This is a genomic window from Clostridium nigeriense (genome assembly GCF_900086595.1).
Classification (GTDB): Bacteria; Bacillota; Clostridia; order Clostridiales; family Clostridiaceae; genus Clostridium; species Clostridium nigeriense.
Window position 1 is genome coordinate 2611608 of record NZ_LT575472.1, and the last position, 21267, is coordinate 2632874.

19 protein-coding genes and 1 riboswitch are annotated in these 21267 nt (G+C 28.5%); all 19 genes read right to left on the reverse strand.

Annotation, left to right across the window (positions count from 1 at the left end; genetic code table 11):
- Positions 1 to 3 precede the first annotated feature (3 nt).
- Entirely contained in the window at positions 4 to 717 is a 714-nt protein-coding gene (gene rsxE, locus BN6774_RS12330) for an electron transport complex subunit RsxE (protein ID WP_066894182.1), read from the reverse strand.
- A gap of 21 nt (positions 718 to 738) precedes the next feature.
- Entirely contained in the window at positions 739 to 1353 is a 615-nt protein-coding gene (locus tag BN6774_RS12335; protein ID WP_066894185.1) for an RnfABCDGE type electron transport complex subunit G, read from the reverse strand.
- Positions 1354 to 1357: 4 nt separating this feature from the next.
- Entirely contained in the window at positions 1358 to 2248 is an 891-nt protein-coding gene (locus tag BN6774_RS12340) for an RnfABCDGE type electron transport complex subunit D (protein WP_066894188.1), read from the reverse strand.
- 30 nt (positions 2249 to 2278) lie between these two features.
- The gene (locus BN6774_RS12345) at positions 2279 to 3211 is read right to left on the reverse strand and encodes a 4Fe-4S dicluster domain-containing protein (protein WP_066894191.1); all 933 of its coding nucleotides are present in this window, start codon (positions 3209 to 3211) and stop codon (positions 2279 to 2281) included.
- Positions 3212 to 3507: 296 nt separating this feature from the next.
- A complete protein-coding gene (locus tag BN6774_RS12350; RefSeq protein ID WP_066894195.1) occupies positions 3508 to 4434 on the reverse strand; it encodes a tetratricopeptide repeat protein in 927 nt (308 codons plus the stop codon).
- 11 nt (positions 4435 to 4445) lie between these two features.
- Entirely contained in the window at positions 4446 to 4784 is a 339-nt protein-coding gene (locus BN6774_RS12355; RefSeq protein ID WP_066894198.1) for a hypothetical protein, read from the reverse strand.
- Positions 4785 to 4910: 126 nt separating this feature from the next.
- A complete protein-coding gene (locus BN6774_RS12360) occupies positions 4911 to 7148 on the reverse strand; it encodes an AAA family ATPase (RefSeq protein WP_066894201.1) in 2238 nt (745 codons plus the stop codon).
- Position 7149: 1 nt separating this feature from the next.
- Complete coding sequence (locus tag BN6774_RS12365; protein WP_066894204.1) at positions 7150 to 7449, reverse strand: ATP-dependent Clp protease adaptor ClpS; 300 nt, start codon at positions 7447 to 7449, stop codon at positions 7150 to 7152.
- A 154-nt stretch (positions 7450 to 7603) separates the two neighbouring features.
- Positions 7604 to 8188: a hypothetical protein gene (locus tag BN6774_RS12370; RefSeq protein ID WP_066894207.1), complete on the reverse strand. Its 585-nt coding sequence runs from the start codon at positions 8186 to 8188 to the stop codon at positions 7604 to 7606.
- A gap of 70 nt (positions 8189 to 8258) precedes the next feature.
- Positions 8259 to 8417: a hypothetical protein gene (locus BN6774_RS18530; protein WP_159426835.1), complete on the reverse strand. Its 159-nt coding sequence runs from the start codon at positions 8415 to 8417 to the stop codon at positions 8259 to 8261.
- Between the two features lie 89 nt (positions 8418 to 8506).
- On the reverse strand, positions 8507 to 9856 hold the full coding sequence (locus BN6774_RS12375; protein WP_066894208.1) for a PTS sugar transporter subunit IIC: 1350 nt from the start codon (positions 9854 to 9856) through the stop codon (positions 8507 to 8509).
- Between the two features lie 385 nt (positions 9857 to 10241).
- Positions 10242 to 11333 carry a DUF871 domain-containing protein gene (locus BN6774_RS12380; RefSeq protein ID WP_066894209.1) on the reverse strand — a complete coding sequence of 364 codons (1092 nt, stop codon included), beginning with the start codon at positions 11331 to 11333 and terminating at the stop codon, positions 10242 to 10244.
- Positions 11326 to 11646, reverse strand: a complete 321-nt coding sequence (locus BN6774_RS12385) for a PTS lactose/cellobiose transporter subunit IIA (protein ID WP_066894212.1) — start codon at positions 11644 to 11646, stop codon at positions 11326 to 11328. Before BN6774_RS12385 ends, BN6774_RS12380 begins: the two co-directional genes overlap by 8 nt.
- 25 nt (positions 11647 to 11671) lie before the next feature.
- Complete coding sequence (locus BN6774_RS12390; RefSeq protein WP_066894214.1) at positions 11672 to 11980, reverse strand: PTS sugar transporter subunit IIB; 309 nt, start codon at positions 11978 to 11980, stop codon at positions 11672 to 11674.
- A 185-nt stretch (positions 11981 to 12165) separates the two neighbouring features.
- A complete protein-coding gene (locus BN6774_RS12395) occupies positions 12166 to 14898 on the reverse strand; it encodes a sigma-54-dependent transcriptional regulator (protein ID WP_066894216.1) in 2733 nt (910 codons plus the stop codon).
- A gap of 177 nt (positions 14899 to 15075) precedes the next feature.
- Positions 15076 to 16395: an APC family permease gene (locus BN6774_RS12400; RefSeq protein ID WP_066894218.1), complete on the reverse strand. Its 1320-nt coding sequence runs from the start codon at positions 16393 to 16395 to the stop codon at positions 15076 to 15078.
- A gap of 69 nt (positions 16396 to 16464) precedes the next feature.
- Positions 16465 to 16637: riboswitch (Lysine riboswitch) on the reverse strand.
- Positions 16638 to 16695: 58 nt separating this feature from the next.
- Positions 16696 to 19131, reverse strand: coding sequence for a heavy metal translocating P-type ATPase (locus BN6774_RS12405; protein ID WP_066894220.1), 2436 nt, complete (start codon positions 19129 to 19131; stop codon positions 16696 to 16698).
- A gap of 202 nt (positions 19132 to 19333) precedes the next feature.
- Complete coding sequence (locus BN6774_RS12410; protein WP_235829613.1) at positions 19334 to 20005, reverse strand: response regulator; 672 nt, start codon at positions 20003 to 20005, stop codon at positions 19334 to 19336.
- Between the two features lies 1 nt (position 20006).
- On the reverse strand, positions 20007 to 21173 hold the full coding sequence (locus BN6774_RS12415; protein WP_235829614.1) for a sensor histidine kinase: 1167 nt from the start codon (positions 21171 to 21173) through the stop codon (positions 20007 to 20009).
- Between the last annotated feature and the right edge of the window lie 94 nt (positions 21174 to 21267).

Consider the following 21267-nt stretch of genomic DNA (forward strand, 5'->3'; position numbering starts at 1 on the left):
CTCTTAGTTTTTCTTAGATTCTTTTATTTCAATTCCTGAATTAGTACCACAAGATCCAGTTCCACATCCAGAGCAACTTCCGCAACTATGTTCTAAAGTCTTAACTGCTTCACCTGTTTTTTCTGCTTTTCTCATATTATAAGCATTTAAAGCAACCATTAGCCCACCTAATGTAAAGAAAGCTCCTGGTGCTAATATCATAATAGAGGCTGGTTTAATAGTTTCAGGAATTATTTGAATTCCTAATATTTGACCTGCACCTAATATTTCTCTAAAAGTCCCTATTAAAAATAGTGCTATAGTAAAACCAAGTCCCATTCCAATAGCATCAAATATAGAAGGTAAAATAGGATTCTTTGAAGCATAAGCTTCTGCTCTACCTAATATTATACAGTTAACAACTATTAAAGGAATAAATATTCCAAGTGAAGAATAAAGGCTTGGAACATATCCTTGCATTAACATATCTACAATAGTAACAAAAGATGCAATAACTACAATATAAGCTGGAATTCTAATTTTGTCTGGAACTAATTTTCTTATTGCTGAAATTATCATATTTGAAAATATTAAAACTACAGTAGAAGCTAGTCCCATTCCTAAGGCATTTTTAGCATTTGTTGTAACTGCAAGAGTTGGACACATAGCTAAAACTTGTACAAAAATTGGATTTTCAGTAACTATTCCATTTTTTAATCTTTCAATTAACTTATTCATTGCTTTCCTCCTAATTTTTTATTAATTTGAACTAGCCCCTGTATCTGCATCAGTATCTTCCTTTGGTTCAACTGACTCACCTTTTATTTTTTCTAAATAAAAGGTAATAGCTTCATTTACTGCATTTACAGATGCTTTACTTGAAGTTGTAGCTCCTGATATAGCTTCCACTTCAGTATCCTTATTAGGAGTTACTTTAACTACTTCTAAATAACCAGTTGCTGGCTTATTTTTAAATCTTGAAGTAAATTTTTCTTCAGAAATCTTTGCTCCAAGTCCTGGTGTTTCACTATGAGCTAAAACTTTAACTCCTGAAACTGTGTCTTCATTTGAAATACCAACAACAAAATCTATTGCTCCATGGAAACCCTTACTAGTTACCTTTAAAACATAACCAATAACATCACTTCCATTTACTGCTTCGTATATTTCCTTTATATTTCCTTCAGAATCTAACTCAATACTTGAATCTTGAATTTTTTCTGCTTCTGGCATTATATAATTTAAATCTTCTTTACTTATTTTAGAGTTTTCTATAATTGCTTCTCTAGTTAAGTCATTTGCAAAACCTAATAATAGTCCTGCTATCATAGTTATTATTAGAAGGATTCCTCCTAGCTTAAAATTTTCTTTCATATTCTTAAGCCTCCTTCTTAACCTTATATTTTTTAGTTGCAAGATAATCTATAAGAGGAGTACATAAATTCATAATTATTATTGCATAATAAGGTCCTTCTGGGTTAAATCCCTTAACTGCAATAACTGAAGCACAAACCCCTGCTATAATTCCAAATATGTATTGTCCAATTCTTGTCATTGGAGTTGTACCATAATCTGTAGTCATAAATATAGCTGCCACAAAAAAAGTTCCTGGTAATAATAAATCCTTGTCAAATATATTATACATAAACATTGCAGATAATATAAATGCTACTGGACCTCTTAAACTAATTCTTCCTCTAAGAGCTAAATAAAGCCCACCTATACATAAAGCTAAAATTGAAGTTTCACCAATACTTCCTGAAGGCTGTCCTATAATTTTATCTATTAAAGGAACTACTACTTCAGCAGCTGCTGATGCAGAAGAAGTTGCATCTGTAGCTGGTTTTGCCATAACTCCAGCCCAAGAAGCAATTAGAAAAGCTTTAGTTGCTGCTGCTGGATTCATAAAGTTTTGTCCAAGACCACCAAAAAATTGTTTTACAACTATTGTTGCAAAAATAGAACCAATAATAGGTATCCATAAAGGCACGTATGTTGGCATTATTAGAGCTAATATAAGACCTAAAACTATTGGACTTAAATCTGTTAAAAATGATGTTTTCTTTACAAATTTATTCCATAGACCTTCTGCTATTATACTTGTTAAAACTGTGGTCATAACTATTATAGCGGCATCCATTTTATAAAAATAAATACCTGCAAAAATAGCTGGAATTAATGCTATAATAAAATCTATCATTATCTTATTAATACCAAATCCCCTTTTTATATAAGGCCCTGGTGATATTTTAAGATTTCTACTTTCCACTTTTTTCACTCCTATTCAGATTTTTATTAATTAGTTGAATTTCTTGGCAGTTTTTATAGTTTGAGCAATTTCTAAATTAGCTGGACAAACAAAGCTACATAATCCACAATCAATACACTTATTACCACCAAATTTTATAAATTCTTCTTTTTCTTTTCTTTTATAAAGATCCATTAATTTTATTGGATTTAATCCTTCTGGGCATACTCTTAAGCATTTTGAGCAGTTAATGCAGCTATAGCTTTTATTAGAAGGTACATCCTTATCAGTTAAATATAATATTCCTCTTGATTCACTTTTAATAACTGAGTTCAAGTCATATACTGGTGTACCATTTAAGCTTCCACCATCAATAACTTTAATTAGAATGTCTTCTTTTCCATCTAAGGCTTCAAATACATTTTTATAAGTTGTATTTTTATTTATAGAAATTACTTTATTTCCATTAACAGCACTTCCATAAACAGTAATAAAACTTTCTATATCTTTTCCTAATAGAGCCTGTCCTAGTTTTATTACATCTAAAATATCATAAATTACAACATCATCATTATCTTCATAAGCTTTAGAAATAAGCTTCTTTTCATATAAATCTGTCATTGGAGAAACTCTTAATACATCTCCATAAGCTTTTAAATCTTCAGATATAACCTTATCCTTTTTGCTAACAACAAATTTAACTTCATTTAAAGATTTAATCTTTTCTAGTCCCTTCTCTAGTTCTTCTTTTCTTTCTTTTACTATAACTCCATATCCATTTAGATTAGGTTGAAAGCTAAAAGCTTTAATTAATGCTTTTTTACCTTTATTCTTTTCAAAAGGTAAGCTTAAGCTTTCGTCAATTTCTTTAGCTGATAATTCCTCTGAATTATCTTCTTTAGCCAAAGTTTTAAATATTTTAGCATCATTTAATGTAAATAGCTTATTAGTGACATTTACATTGCTAAAAAGATTACTTAACACTATAAAAACCTCCTATTATAGGGACTGAAACAAATATATACAAATTAGAAATAATTCCTTTTTTCATTGTACTCATCCCTTATTTAGTTTATAATTTGACGAACATTTTCATATTACCATAATTACAGACCTCCCACAACTTTTGAAATTTTTTTAACGATAAAATTAATAAAATGTTCAAATATTTTGTATAAATTTTTATTAATTCTATATTTTTTACCTATATTTTCTATATTTCTCTTTAATATTTATTAGTATTAGTTATTTTTTTAACATTAAAAAGGAGTAAGCCATTATTAAAGCTTACTCCCAAATAATTCATCATATTCTTTTAATTTTCTTATTTTATCTAACTCCCTATCTTTTTTCATATAATCTAAAAAGATTTCATTCATCTCAATACTTTTTTCTAAATCTTTTAAAGACAACTCTAAGTTATTTACGTTAGCATAAAAACAACTTCTATTATAATATAAAAAACTAGCATCATTATTATTTTCAATTCCCTCAGATATAACATCAATAGCCTTATTATAGTCATCATTTTCTCTATAAATAACAGCTAAGTTTAAATAACTATATGGGTAATTAGGATTGCTTTCTATAGATTTTTTATAATAGTGTATTGCTTCTTTCTCCTTATTTAAATTCTTCATTAACACTCCCATGTTAAATAAAATTCTAAAATTATTACTACTAATTTCAAGAGCCTTTTTCATATAAAACAAAGCTTTATTATAATCCTTCATTTCTTCATAAATACATCCTAAATTTGCATTAGCCCAAAGATCATTTGGAACTAACTTTAAAGTTTTATTATAGTACTTTATAGCATTTTCAATGTCATTTAACTCATCATATGCATTAGCTAAGTAAAAATATGCTCTATCGTACTTTTCATCAATAGCTATAGCTTTCTTATAATACTCTATTGCATCTTCATAAAAACAATCCTCATCATATAAAACACCTAATCCATAATAAGCTCTAGCATCATTACTTTCAATTTTTATAACTTCTTTATACTTTTCTTCAGCTAAATCCTTGTAGCCAAGCTTATCATATAAGAGAGCAATATCTAATATTAACTCAATATCATTTTTCCCTTCTTCAAGCTTATATGCTTTTTTATAAAATTTTAAAGCTTTTGCATATTCTTTTTCCGAAATAAATTTTCTTGCTATATTTAAATAATTTTCAAAAATATATCTTTTATCTACCATCTTTACCTCATTTATTTTTCTGTATAATTATTTAAGCCTTTGTTTATTACATTAAAGAAAAAAATCTCAATTAAACAAATAAATATAATTACTATAAAAATATTTATTTGAAAATATATTGAAGCAGAAGATAAAAAAATGTATAAAGCACCTTCAAGCAAAACTATTTCTCCAATCCACCTTGAAAAAGCCTTAATATCACTTATTTTTTCTATACTAAAATTTCTATTTATAAAGGAAAAGCTCTCAACGATTCCTTTAATCATTAATAATTTTCTTTGTGTTGCTACAATTCCTCCAATTAATAGTTCTATAGTTCCCCATATTAATAAAAAGATATATAAACCCAAGTAAAACCCCTCCAATTACAATTTACTATATACCATACATTTTAATATATATGTAGTTTTTTTTAAACTACATATTGAAAACTTAATAAACAAAATAGTATAAAGCTACCTTTAGGCAGCTTTATACTATTTTTTATTTCTTATTTTAAACTTATTATTTTCAACAACTATAGAACAATTCCCACCATTTGATAACTCTCCAAACAATAGTTCATCTACTAATAAAGGTTTTATTTCTGAGTTTATTACACGTAAAATTTCTCTTGCACCAAACTCTTTAGACAATCCTTGTTCACTTATAGTTTTTACACACTTATTACTAAATGTTAAGTTAATATTTCTATTCTTCAATTTATTCTTAAACTTATTTAATTCTTTTTTAGTAATTTGCAATGCTACTTCTTCATTTATTTGATTAAATACTACTATCTTATCTAACCTATTTCTAAATTCAGGAGTAAAGGCTCTCTTTACTTCCTCATCTACAGCTTCGATATTTACAGTTCCTCTTCCAAATCCAACTAGATTTTTTCCTATATCCCTAGCTCCAGCATTAGATGTCATAATTAAGATTACATTTCTAAAATCAGCTTTTCTTCCTTTATTGTCAGTTAAAGTTGCATAATCCATTACTTGTAATAGCACACTTAAAATATCTGGATGGGCCTTTTCAATTTCATCTAAAAGCAAAACACAATTATTTTTTTTCCTAATGGTATCTGTTAGAAGACCACCTTCTTCATATCCCACATATCCCGGTGGTGACCCTATAAGTTTTGCTGCAGAATGTTTTTCTCCATATTCACTCATATCAAATCTTACTAATTCCACCCCTAGAGTTTTAGAAAGAACCTTAGCTATTTCAGTTTTACCAACTCCAGTAGGTCCAACAAAAAGCATAGAAGCTATAGGCTTATTTTCATCATTTAAGCCAGCTCTTGACATCTTAATGCATCTAGCAACCTCTTCAACTGCTTGATTTTGTCCAAAAACACTGTTTTTAAGTTCTTTTTCTAGTATTTTTAGAGATTTTATCTCCGTATTTTCAATGGTCTGCTTAGGTATATTACACATTTTAGAAATTATTTCTTCAATAATAACTCCATCCACTACTGGCTCTTTATATTTATTTCTATTAATATCAACATATGCTCCTGCTTCATCTATAATATCAATAGCTTTATCTGGTAAAAATCTATCATTTATATATTTTGCACTTAATTTTACAGCAGACTTTAAAGCTTCATCTGTATAAATAACATTATGATACTCTTCAAACTTTTCCTTAATTCCGTTTAAAATATTTACTGTTTCATCTATAGAAGTTTCCTTTACATCTATAACTTGAAATCTCCTTACTAAAGCTTTATCCTTTTCAAAGTGCTTCTTATAATCATCATAGGTAGTTGCTCCTATAAATCTAATTTTACCTTCTAATAAATATTTTTTTATTAAATTTCCTCCATCTAAAGAACTTCCATTTAAAGCTCCCGCACCAACAATATTATGGATTTCATCGATATAAACTATAGGATTGTTATGAGTTTTTATCTCATCTAAAATTTGCTTTATTCTTTCTTCAAAATCTCCCCTATATTTAGTTCCTGCAAGTATTGTTCCTATATCTAAGGAGAAAATCTCTGCATTTTTCAGCTTATCTGGAACATTACCCTCTTTAATTAATTTTGCAAGCCCCATAGTTATTGCAGTTTTCCCAACTCCAGGCTCACCTATATGAATGGGATTATTTTTCGTCCTTCTACAAAGTATCTGTATAGTTCTATCTATTATATCCTGTCTTCCTATTAAGGAATAATTTTCATCTTCATCAATTAAATCTATTAAATTACTACAGAAATTATTAACAAGACCCTTCTCTTCTTTTTCTTCTGTCTTATTAATTCTAATTATTTTAATTGCATCCTTTGCTAAATCCTCCTCTTCTCTTTTATTATGAGAGAGTTCAAATAATAGTTCTTGTTTACTTATTCCTTGTTTTTCTAAATAATAAATAGCATGGCTATCTTTTAAAGTATAAATAGCTGATATAACATGCTCTAAAGCAACAAATTTTCTTTCACTAAACACAGCTTGCTGTGTTGCAATTATCAATATATTTTTAATTCCTAAACTTTCTTCTGGTTCCCCATCTTCAATTTTATCTATATATTCATCAATATAGTTGTTTAAATCACTTTTTAACTCATCAACATTTCCATTTAATTTAATTATTGTATCTTTAAAACTGTCTTCTTCTAAAGCGCTTAACAACAAATGTTCTGGTGTAACATACTCACTTTTATCTTCCTTCGCTTTACTATATGCTCTTAAAAGAACATCTCTTACTATTTTACTTATATCCATTTTAATCCTCCTCTACTGTAAGTTTAAATGGAAATCCCTCATTTTTCGCCATTAACATAGCCTTATTGGCTTTAGAAATAGCAATATCATAAGGATATACCCCTGCTATACCCTTACCATTTTTATGGACATCCATCATAATTTTATTAGCCTCTTCAAGATCCTTATTAAAGATAATATTTAAAATAGCAACTACAAATTCCATAGTTGTAAAATCATCATTATGCATAATAACTTTATAATTCTTTGGTTTCTTAGCTTTTATATTAGCTCTTTCAATAACTGTTGAATTAGTTTTCAAATTTACTCCTCCATATAATAGTTGTTGCACAAAATAGGCAGATTGAAAGTTTTACATTTTAATATTTATTATATATTATATTGTGCATAGTTGCAAAATACTATATAGTATAAAAATAAAAAAGGTAAATGAATACTCATTTACCTATAATATCTTATTTAACTTCCATAGTTCCTGTTACTTTCGAATTATCATCCATATGGAAAGTATTTTTTTCTTCTTCATTGCTAAAATAGACATTTCCCTCTATAGTAGTTCCTTCTATTTTAACTCCTTTTGCCTCTATATAAACATCCCCTTTAATAGTGCCACCTTCAATTTTAGCATTTTCATCTTTAATTATTAATTTAGGTACTGTTAAAGTATAGTTAGCCACTTTTTCTTTATTTTCATTTTGTTTATATAAAGCTACTACTCTTGAAGTTTCAACCATTTTACTTGGGTCATCTTTATCAGCTTTTTTAAATCCTGATTCTAAAGTAATATCCTTGGTAGTAGTAATGTCATTTTCTAATATTACAATCCAGCTTTCATTAACTGCCTTTATTAATTTTGCTTCATCTGTTGCTCTAGATGGTGAAGTTACCATATCAACTGTTCCACCATTATTATCTGTATTAGGCTTGCTTTCTTCTGTAACATTAGAATTGTTTTCGTTAGCCTTATTATCTGTTTTCCCACATCCAACGGATAATAAAGTCAAAAGCGTCATAGGAATTATCAATGATTTAAATTTCATAATAGGAACCTCCTTAAAATTAATTCTTAATCATTAATAACTTTCCCATCTTTAAATAAAATATTTATTTTTATTTCAAACCTGTTAATAAATAAAAGAATAAAAGTATACTTACAATTGCGCAAATATTAGTAATAGCTTGTGATTTTCTTTTTTGTACACTTTCATCATTCTTATCCTCAGTAGTATAAGAAAACAAATGTGTAAATTTATATAAAAGTTTCCTCATTATGCCACCTCCTAAATATTGTGCAAAAAGGATAGTATAAAAACTATCCCTTTTACATTTATTTTAATATTATTATTTATAGGGCTTTTTTAGTGAGATGCTGAAGCTGCAGCTATCTCTGCTTGTTCAAGCTCTAAGTTCTTCTTATCTGCATAAGCTACGAATGGGAAGTAAATTAAAGCTGAAACTAGAATATTTATTAAAGCTACTGCTGCTCCTTGCCATTGTCCTGATGCTAACCATGCTGAAATTACCGGAGGACAAGTCCATGGAACCACTGCTATTGCAGGTCTAACAAATCCAATTGCACTAAATGCATAAGCGATACAAGCTGAAACCATAGGTGCTGCAATAAATGGAATTATATATATTGGATTTAATACTATTGGTAATCCAAATATAATAGGTTCGTTAATGTTAAAGAATGCTGGTCCACCTGCAACGTTTCTAATTTGTTTGTTAATTTGGCTCTTAGATTTAAAGAACATTACTATTACTAATGCTGCTGTTAAACCTGATCCTCCAAGGTTAACATATGAATCTAAGAATTGGCTATTTATAATATATATTCCTTCTGTATTACCTGCTGCTATAGCTGCCATATTTTCAGCTGTTAAAGCTAAGAATATACCATTTATAACTGGAGCTAGTATATTTGATCCATGTAATCCAAAGAACCATAAAACTTGTTGTATAAATATTAATACTAGTAATACTGGTAATGAATTTGAGAATACCATTAAAGGTTTAGAAATTCCATTATAAACATGTAGATAAACATCTGCAAGTCCAGCTGCTTCAAATATAGCAAATACTATACCTACTAAAGTTAAAGTAACCATTGTTGGTAATAAAGCTGAGAATGATCTTGCAACTGCTGGTGGTACTCCTTCTGGTAATTTAATGTTTAATTTACCACTCTTTATTAATTTAGCAAAGATTGTACCAGTAATTAAAGTAGTAATAAGCACTGTTACTAATCCTGAAGGTCCAAGCCATTTTGTAAATATACCTGGCTCCCAACCAACTGTTCCTAGGTCAAATCCTCCCCAAGTAACTGGTGCTTTGTAAGCAAACATATTAGTTAAGACTAAACTTGATGCCATAGTTACTAATCCTGTTGCAAATCCATCAACATCATAAGATTTACCTAATGCATATCCTATTGATAATGCAGCAAATAATCCCATTAAGAACATTGATCCACCATATACATTAAGACCAATAACATCTAACCAGTGTAAAGGTTGTCCTGCTGGGAACATATCTTTAACTTTTTGAATTGGGAAGTTATGAATTAAAAGTCCAAAAGAACCTATAATCATAAGTGGCATTATAGTTGCAAAACCATCACGAATAGCCACTAAGTGTCTTTGAGCACCTATTTTAGATGCTATTGGAACAATGTAACGTTCCATCCAGTCCATAAATTTTTGCATTTGAATTCCCCCTTAAATTTTTTATATTTACTGATTTCCCCTAAAATATTTGTACTAATAATTTCATTACAAAGAGTAAATCAGTTAATAATTTTATAATTTCCAAAAATTAAAATCCTTTACAATAGACATTGTAAATTTTTTTAATTTTCTTACTTATATATTAAGCAAATTGCATGCCAACTTTTTAAGTTTTTTATTTCTCGTATAACCATTGATATATCTAGCTTTAAGCAGTTTTTAGTTTTACACACTCTCTTTTTAAAGTCTGTGTAATCAAATTACACAATGTTTATTGAAATTTAATTGTGTAACATTTTATTAATAAATAATATAAAAAAATCCTGGTAAAAACCAGAATTTTTTTACCACTAAATATTAGGATTTACTCCTTAAGTTTAAATGAAAATTTACTCCACGGCTTAATGTAGTCTAGTAAAAATATTTCTTCATCAACTATCTTACCAACTACATTAGTTTTTCCAGTGTTTTTCATATCCTTTAAGGCTAATTGTAATTCACCTGCATATCTAGTGTATAAATCCGTATCAATTAATATATTCCCTCTTTTTATATATACCACATTATATGGCGGGAAGCTTTCCCCTTTATATTTAACTCTACTTTGAGTACTTCTTGCCATATATTCTGAAGAATCTCCTCTATTAAAATGGAATTCTTCTAAAACAATCTTCTTATCTAAATCCCTAATACCATCAATTAACTCAACGCTAAATTCTAACATATCCCTATTTACATTGCTTAATGCTTTAAGCTCTTCTTCTGATGCAAATGCGTTTGCAATTATTACATCATCAATTACCCCCGTAGCAAATAAATGCTTTGCTTGAACTTCTATAGGTAATTCCCTATGCATTTCTAATGTACATAAACCTTCTGAAACTGGCCAAGGACCATATTCTGCTGAAGGAGAATTAACAAAAGCTGCTGTTCTTATACCTAAGTCTTTAAATTGCTTACTTGAAGATATAAAATTGTCATAAGATAATCCTGTATAAATATGTGGATAAAAATTATGACACCCATATAAATTATTCAAATTAGCTTTGTAGGATAATATATTATCTACATACCTTGTCCCATTACTAATATTTAACTCAATTTTTAAACCATACTCATTATAAGTCATTACTGACTCTTCATATCCACTAAACCCCATGTCTAGCCTTATACCTGAAAGCCCCATATCCTTAAACACTTTTAAATCAAATATTGATGCTTTTAATTTATTAAATACTGAAGGATCAATATCTGCAATAACTTCCATACTATTTTCATTAGCTACCTTTAAAATAGCTTTAAATTCTTCTAATACTAACTCAATGTCCTTATCACTTGCAGATATTAAGCATGTAAATATCCTTTCAAATCCATACTTAGCAGCTAGTCTAATGTAATCTTGAATTTCTTCAACTGACGAATTGTTGGGATATATTGATATACCTAATCTATGCATTTTTACATTCCACCTTACTTAATCTCTCATGAAGATCTATTATTTCTTCAGCTAAATCTTTCACAACTATAGAAGTCATTAAATGATCTTGTGCATGAACTAATAGTAAAGATACTTCGCATTTATCACCAGCTGCTTCATTTTGAATTAAGCTAGTTTGTGTTGCGTGGGCATTACCTAAAGTTTCTTTGGACTTTTCAATTAAATTTCTTGCTTCATCAATTTGTCCTACCTTAGCTAACTGCATAGCCTCCATAGCGTAACTTCTTGCTTCTCCACTAAAGATTATTAAATCCATTATAATTTTTTCCATTGGTTACACCCCTTTTAAGTTTCTGCTATTTATTCATCATTCCTAATGCTTGCTTTAAAACTTTTTCACCATTCATTGTTCCATAGTCTACTGTATTTATTACTTCTACAGGAATACCCTTTGGCTCAAACTTAGTTTTCATCTTATTTAATAAAAATCTAACTTGTGGTCCTAATAATAATACATCTATTTCATTTTCATGTTTCTTTAATTCAGCTTCACCTACAGCATTAATTGAACATTCAACACCTTGTGCTTTAGCAGCTGCTTGCATCTTTGTAACTAATAGAGATGTAGACATTCCAGCTGAGCAAACTAATAAAATTCTTTTCATTTTTCATCCTCCTCACTTTGTAATTAATTACACTATATTATTAAGCAATTTTAATGCCAAATTAAAATAAATAAAAAATTCTATATAAAGCCTTGTACTATCAATATTAGAATAGATTTTCAAAAGTTATTTAGTGTGTAAAAAACTTTACACACTAATAATTATAAAAAAATATTATTTTATATTTACACAGATATTTTGTTATTAATTATCATCTTAACTATATGTGCTAATTCATTTTCACCAATATTTACATCATATCTTTCTTCAAGAAGTTTTAGGCATTGCTTAATGAGTATAAATTCTCTATTATTCGAGTGCCTAAACTCATTTAACATCACAAAAGGAGTTTCCTTACCACCTTTATTTAATTTATCTATAAGGAAACAAACATGTATTAATATTCCTACTTTTACTTCATGTATTAACTTAATACTTAAATGTTCTTCAATTTTCAACAAACTTTCCCTAATATCAAATACTAATTTATAGGAATCTATACCTTCAATTTGCTTTTCCATACTTTCGACTATTTTATAATATTCTTCTTCCTGTGTTACAATATTTTCCAAATCCTCTATTCCCTCTCCAGAAAGCACATCTGCTGCTGATATAAAAGGTATATTAGGAACATAAGTATTCATTACTCCTACTATGGCTAAAATGTTATACTTTTTGTTCAAGGATTCAATATTGCTGTAGAAATCATCTTTATCAATAATATTTAAAGCATATATTTTTATATTAGAATTTATATTCATACTATTTTCTATTATTTCTTTAAGCCTTTGAGCTGAACCATCTCCTGTAAAACATGAAGTAATGATAATATTTTCTTTTCTATCTATTTTAAATCCTGCACCTTGAATTCCATATTTCTTAATTCCTAAACAGGAGTCATATATTTCATTTAAAGTCCTTCCATTTAGTGCCTTTCTTCCTGCTTCTATAACTAACAAGGTTGTTACCATATCAATAGCTTTTACATTTATATCAGTTTCTTCTCTAATCATATCAGCAAAATTATTTAATGAACCCATGTCTACTAGTAAAAATACTCCTTTACCATTATCTATGTTTTTTATCTTTTCCATAGTAATTTTATACATATCCTCTGCCTTCATACTAAGCGGCATATCTAATGCTCTAACATATTCTTCACCTATTAATGAATTTGCTACTTCTACCATTGAAGATGCTGTAGAATGTCCATGCATTATTACTAAAACTGATACTTTTTCTACTTTATCTTTATCTTTTTCAAAAGGATTACTTGCTAAAAACATAGTAATATACCCTATCTCATCAAGAGGAACCTCTACTTCAAACCTTTTGTCTATTATATTTGCTATCTCCATAGATACTATAAATTCTTTAGCATATTCGCCTCTAATAAAATTTAGTTTAGGATGAAAAATTTTTATTCCTTTTCTAATTCTTTCTAAGCTACCTTGTATATGAAGTGCTAATCCAAAGTATACTTTTTCATCAAAATCCCTATTTAGTTTTTTAGAAGCATATAGTAATATTTCCTCTACAAAGTCTACTATTTCCACATCTACTACTTTAGAAATTCCATCTTTTCTAAACTTCTCTGGAAGATCCCTAATATATTTTCTAAAATATTTTTCTATATCTATATTTAAAATCTCATCTATTTCTTTTTCTTCTATCCCCTCATTTTTAAGTTCTTCTATCTTTTGTTCTATCCTATCATAAAATATTACACCTTCTTTAATTTCTTCTAATCTATACTCATCTTCTATTAAATTAATCTTGTCTCTATATGAAAATTTGAGCACATCTCCCATATTACTCAAGATTTCATCAACTTCATCTCTATAGTCTTGTAGCTTCATAAGCCCCATTTTTACTCTTTGATGTAAATCTTCTTGCTCTAATAATATATAATCTTTATTTTTTGCCTTATACTTTAAAAAAGCTCTAGCACAAGATAATTGAATATCACTTTTAAGTTGCCCAATATTATTAGGGCAATCATATAGTAAGAATGATATAAATGCACTTTTATTTATATAGATACTTTTTTGCACCCTTTGTGATTCATTTTCTATAAATTCTCTTAGCAAATAATACCTTTCTTTTATATTTTTTTCTTTTAATGATGGTAAAGTAATTACCATTGGAATTCTTCTAGTGAATGTTTTTAATAAAAATGATTGAGGATCCTCTGTAGTTGCTGCAATGATTTGAGCTTCTACATGAACTAATTTTTCTGTATCTCCTAAAACTCTAAAATGCCCTTTATCTATATAAGTAAATAACATTTCTTGACCTTGTGGAGATAATCTATGAATTTCATCTAAAAATAGAATTCCACCATTAGCTTTTTTCAATAATCCATCTCTATCAGAATCAGCTCCTGTATAAGCTCCTTTTTTAACCCCAAATATTTGAGCCATAACTAACTGTGGATTATCTGCATAATCTGCACAGTTAAACCTTATAAATGGCGCTTCTTCACTTACCACTTTTGATTCAATTGCAAAATTATACATAGCTTCAGCAAACATAGATTTACCAACACCTGTTTCCCCTAAAATCAAAGTGTGTAATCCTCTAGGTGGATATAAAATAGCAGCTTTTGCTTGTTGAATAGGCATTTGTAAACTAAGCTTTGCACCAACTAATGTATCTAGTGTATTTCTTTGTATTTCTTTAAGCGCTTTTTTAGTTCCAGTATTATCTTTTTCACTAGTTTCCGTAGCACAAGTGTACTTAACAGGATGTCCATCACTTTTTTTCACTATACCTTCTTTATAAAGCTGATTTAAATATCTGCTTACATTAGCTCTGTCTAAGTTCATAAAACTGCTAACTTCACTTGCTGTTATTCCCTTAGTATTTTTCAATTCTAATGTCTTTAAAGCATTATAAACTTCCTTAATTTTACTCATAATCCCCCTCCATCTAATGTAAACTTATTCATAGTACTTATTTTAACATAAATTTATATTATTTACATTAAATATATTTTTAAGAAATAATATAGTAGAGCATAAAAATTTGAGAAAATAAAAAACCCTATATTAACTGCCCTCATTACTTCAATGAGGGCAGTTAAATAGAGTTTTCTAAGATAATTTATTTTTATGATAATTATAAATATAGAACGGTATTCCTATTAGCATTAATATAAATCCCCACATTACTATTTCTGCTCCCGAACCATATATAGTCCATAAAGCATAGATAAAAGCTAATAATGGAACAAAAGATTTTTTTAAGAAAATTTTTAAATTTATACTCTTTTCATTTTTAAATAAAATCATTATTTCTGCAGCTGCGGTTAATAAATAAACTGGTAAAAATGTTAATGTAGCTAAAATCGTAATAAATGTAAAAGCTGATACCATACTTTTTTGATAATTCATAACTAATAATATATTAACTAAAATAGAGCCAATCACTAAAGAATTCACAGGAGTCCCATACTTAGGATGTAACTTACCAAATATCTTAGGAAACACTCCATCCTCACCTGCTGCAAAAGAAACTCTTGCAGTGGATAAAAGCCATCCTATAGTTGTACCTAAAATACATATAACTACTGCTATTACTAAAGGTTTCCCTATTCCAGTTCCTAAAATTTTTGTTAATATATCAGTTAATGGTGCAGTACTTAATGCTAACTCACTATTACTCATTACTCCCATACTTGTTACACTTATTAATATATATATTACAGAAGCAATTAACAAACCATAGATTGTACTTTTCCTTACATTCTTTTCAGGGTTACTTATTTCTCCTGCAGTAACAGTAGCACTTTCTAATCCTACAAATGCCCAAAGAGTTGATGTTGCAGCTAAAGGTATAGTATTAATACCCTTCCCTTCTGGCATAAGTGGAATAATATTATTAACATCAAAATTTAAAAATGCAACTATAATAAATAAGGCAAAAAATCCAATTTTAAATACAGTTACAAAGGATTGTATTTTACCTGCTTTTTTAACCCCAATAATATTAATAATAGTAAAAATCCATAAAATAGAACTTGTGTATATTATCGAAATTATTGGATTATTTAATGCTGGAATTATAGCTGCACTATAACTTGCTAAAGCTACTATTATAGCTGCATTTCCAATCCAAGAACCATTCCAATATAGCCAAGCGCTTAAAAAACCTGCAAATTCACCAAAAGCTTCTTTGGTATATTGATAAGCTCCTCCTGTAGATGGATACTTAGAACCTAAATTAGCAAAAGATAAAGCTATTAATATAGAGCCTATTGTTGTTAATACCCACGCAATAATAGTTGCTAATGGTCCTGATACTTCTGCTAGTGTAGCTGGCAACATAAATACCCCTGATCCAATCATATTTCCGCAAACCAACATCGTTGCCATAAATAAGTTGATTTCCTTCTTCATTTGTTTTTCTTTCATTTTTTTCTCCTAAAAAATTAAGCTCAAAGAGAAGTCTCTTTGAGCTTGTATTTTCGCAAAATCAACAACTACAAAGATAGCACTCCACAATTTTATTGTGACAGTTTTGCATATATTTTATACAAACCCAACATATATCCATTCAGCTAAGATATACATTTCGGCAATAACTCCTTTCATATTAAGTCATCGTGCTTACCTCATTAATACTACTCTTAATTATTGCAGCCTCTATCAAGTTTATTATTTTTTTACTTTATAAGTTTATCAAAAAATATTTTTTTGTCAATATATTTAACCTTATATATTAGCTTTAAAATTTTTAAGTCTTAAAGCATTTAACAGTACTGATACCGAACTTAAACTCATAGCTCCAGCTGCTATCATTGGATTTAATAAAGGTCCACCAAATATATGAAGTATTCCCATAGCTATAGGTATTCCTAATACATTGTATGCAAAGGCCCAAAATAGATTTTGTTTAATATTATTTATAGTAGATTTACTTAATTGAATTGCCTTTATTACATCTACTAAATCACTCTTCATTAAAACTATATCTGCAGATTCCATAGCAACATCAGTACCTGAACCTATTGCTATTCCTATATCTGATTGAACTAAAGCAGGGGCATCATTTATCCCATCACCAACCATTGCCACTTTTTTATTTCCTTCTTGAAGCTTTTTAACTTCATTAGCCTTATCTTCTGGTAAAACCTCTGCTAATACTATATCTATTCCAACTTCTCTTGCTATTGCTTTAGCTGTTCTCTCATTATCACCAGTTATCATAGCAACTTTTATTCCCATATTATGAATTGCTTCTATTGCCTTCTTACTATTTACTTTAACAGTATCAGCAACTGCTATTATTCCTTCTAAATCATTATTTATTGAAAGGAACATAGGAGTTTTTCCTTCTTCAGCAAGCTTATTAGATTTTTCTTCAAATATATCTAAATCTATATTTCTATCTATCATTAACTTTTTATTACCTAATAAAATATTTTTTCCTTGAATTTTTACTTCTATTCCATGGCCTGCAATTGCATTAAAATTATCTATATCCTTAAGTTTAATATCCCTTTCTTCAGCAGCTCTTACTATAGCCTCACCAAGAGGATGTTCAGATCCTTTCTCGGCGCTAGCTGCTAATGTTAAAATCTCATCTTCACTTAAACCCCTTGTTATAATATCTGTAACTTTTGGTTTTCCTTCAGTAATAGTACCTGTTTTATCAAAAACTATAGTTTGTATTTTATAAGCTGTCTCTAAAGCCTCACCACTCTTTATTAAAACTCCATTTTCAGCTCCCTTACCTGTACCAACCATAATTGCTGTAGGTGTTGCTAATCCAAGGGCGCATGGACATGCTATTACTAGAACTGAAATAAATATTGTCAGTGAAAAAATCGTTGATTCTCCAGATATATACCATCCTAATGCTGAAATAATAGCAAGTGAAATAACCACAGGAACAAAGTACGCAGAAATTACATCAGCTAATTTTGCTATAGGTGCCTTAGTTCCTTGCGCATCTTCAACTAGCTTTATAATTTGTGCAAGAGCTGTATCATCTCCTACTTTTGTTGCTCTATATTTAATAAATCCAGTTTTATTAATACTTGCACCTACAACCTTACTTCCTATATTTTTTTCTACTGGAAGACTCTCCCCTGTAAGCATTGATTCATCTATTGAAGTATTACCTTCAACTACTTCTCCATCTACTGGCAGCTTTTCTCCTGGTTTAACAATTACTATATCTCCTACCATAACCTCCTCAATAGGGACTATTAATTCCTTATCATTTCTAATAATATTAGCAGTTTTAGGTGCTAACCCCATAAGCTTTTTAATAGCCTCCGAGGTTTTACCTTTTGAAACAGCCTCTAGGTACTTTCCTAATGTAATTAATGTTAGTATTACTGCTGCAGATTCAAAATATAAATGCATAGCATAATCATGATTTCCCATATTAATTTTATATATTGCAAAGAAACCATATATTACTGCTGCAGATGTTCCTATAGCAATAAGAGAGTCCATATTAGGACTTAACTTAAACAAGTTTTTAAAACCTACAATATAGAACTTATATCCTATTACCATAACTGGAATAGTTAAAGCTAATTGTGTTATGGCAAAATTTAATGGACTTATCATAGGATCTATTGCTTGTGGTAAATGCATCCCTACCATATGTCCCATAGATATAATTAGTAATGGAATGGTGAACACTACAGATAAAATGAACCTATACCAAAGTTTCTTATATTGAGGAATATCCTTTTCCTTTAAATCCTTTTTCTCGTCTACAATTAATTTGTAGCCTGCCTTCTCTACTATTGATTTCACTTCATTTATACTTATTTTATTTTCATCCAAAGTAATATTAAGTTTTTCACTAGCAAAATTTACAGACGAGTCCCTAACGCCATCAGCTTTTTTAGTAACTCTTTCAACCCTATTTGCACATGCTGAACAAGTCATCCCTTCTACCTTCAAGCTATAGTTCTTTAATTTTTTTTCTACGCCATACCCAGCCTTTTCTATAGTTTTTTCTATTTCTTCATTATTTAATTTATTATTATCATATTTAACACTTAAAGTTTCAGTAGCAAAATTTACACTTGCTTCACTGACTCCATCTAGTTTACCAACAAATTTTTCAACTCTATTTGCGCATACTGCACAAGTCATACCTGTTATCTTAACCTTTTCTTCTTTCATATTAACCTCCTAGACCACCCCCCACGGGTGTAGTATAGTTTTATTATACTCTTATTAGTAGCTTTGTCAATAATAATTCTCAATAAAATATGTGCTTTCTGCTATTTAAACAAGCTTACATACATATCTTTAAATTTTAAAAGAATTATAAAAAGATGCTTTAATTTATATTTAGTCTTAAAGCATCTTTTAATACATTTATTTAATTAAATTTATTTTTATAAAATTCATCTATATTATTTCTAATTGCATAAATGGTAGCTTGTACTCTATCTTCTACCCCTATTTTTTTAAATATACTAGTAATATAATTTTTTATAGTTTTCTCTGATAAAAACAATTTTTCAGCTATTTCCTTGTTTTTTAATCCCCTAGATATTTCAAAAAGTATACTTAATTCTCTATTAGTCAATAAATCTAAAACTTCCCTTTCTTTATTATTTATTTCTCCTCCCCTTTTAAAATCAGAGAACATTACTTTTATCAAAGATTTATCTATGTATTTTTCACCTAAAAATACAGTTCTTATAGCTGTAACTACTTCAACTCCAGCAGATTCCTTTAAAATATATGCATCTGCTCCCATATCTATAGCCTCCATTATAGTCTTTTTATCATTTTCCACAGTTAACATAACCACTTTAATATCCCTATATAAACTTTTTAAGATTTTCAAAGTATCTAGTCCATTTTTAATAGGCATATTTATATCTAATAATACTACATTAGGTACTTTATCCTTTATATTACTTAGTAGTTCTTCACCATTACTATATTGTCCTGTGATAAGCAAATCATCTTCAAAGCTAATAATTCTATTTAATCCCTCTCTTATTAAATCATGATCATCAACTACCATAACATTAATTTTCATATTACTCATCTTTCTTAACCTTTCTATCTATAGGAAGCTTTATTTTATATGTAGTTCCTTCCCCTAAAGAGGATTTTATATCAATTCTTCCCCCTAACGATTTAACTCTCTCATAAATGCCAAGTAAACCATAACAATTTCCTTTTTTCTTTGTATTTATCAAAGTCTCTTTAACATTAAAACCAATTCCATCATCTTGTATAAAAATATATATGTAATCCTTTATATAGTCAAATCTTAAATCCACTACCTTAGCACCAGAATGTTTTTTCATATTATTTAATATTTCTTGCACTATTCTGTAAGCTGCTATTTGAATTATTTTATCAACTTCTCCATTATATTCTTGTACAAAAGCATTTACTTCAATATTATTTTCAGTTGAAATAATATTTATCATTTCTTTAATAGCTTCATTCAATCCTCTCTCTTCTAAGGATAGTGGTCTTAAATCATATATTATTCCTCTTACTTCCTTTAAAGCCATTTTCACATTAGTTTTTAAATCATCTAATTCTTTTATACCCTCTTCTAAATCCTTTTTTAAAACCACTTTACAAAAGTCTATTCTCATCATAGCATTAGCAATATATTGAGCTGGACCATCATGTATTTCTCTTGCTATTCTTCTTCTTTCTATTTCTTGATTTTCTAATATATTTATTTCATTTAACATTCTACAATTATCATCATTACTTTTAAGCCCATCTAATATATTTCCTTCTAAATATCCTAAAGCAATATTAATTTGGTTAACTGCACTTTCAGCTTCATCTATACTAATATTGTATCCTTTTAGAGATCTCTCAATTTCATCTCTTTTTAATATTAATTCTTTTTCTTCACTTTGCTTTGTAATATATTTTACCCTTATATCTAAAGCCTCTTCATATATATTTTTAAAATAATCCTGATTTGAATTATGTACTTTTTTAGACTCTTCAACTAATTTTACTCTCATGGATTTATCTAACTTCTCTAAATAATCCACTTCATCTATTACTATGGATAACTTCGTTTTAATAGATTTAAGTTCTTCCTTCTTTATTTCAATTTCATCCCTCATTTTATCAGCTATGTTAAATATCTTGCTTTTGCCAAAATTAATTTCCTCAATGACTTCACTAATTATCTCTTTTATATTAATATCGGAATATTTTGTGTACACAATAGGTCCTCCTACTACATTTTCAAAATTTATTAACTATTTTAAAATATCACAAAATTACCAATTAGTAAATTTTTATTTCCCTAAAAATAAT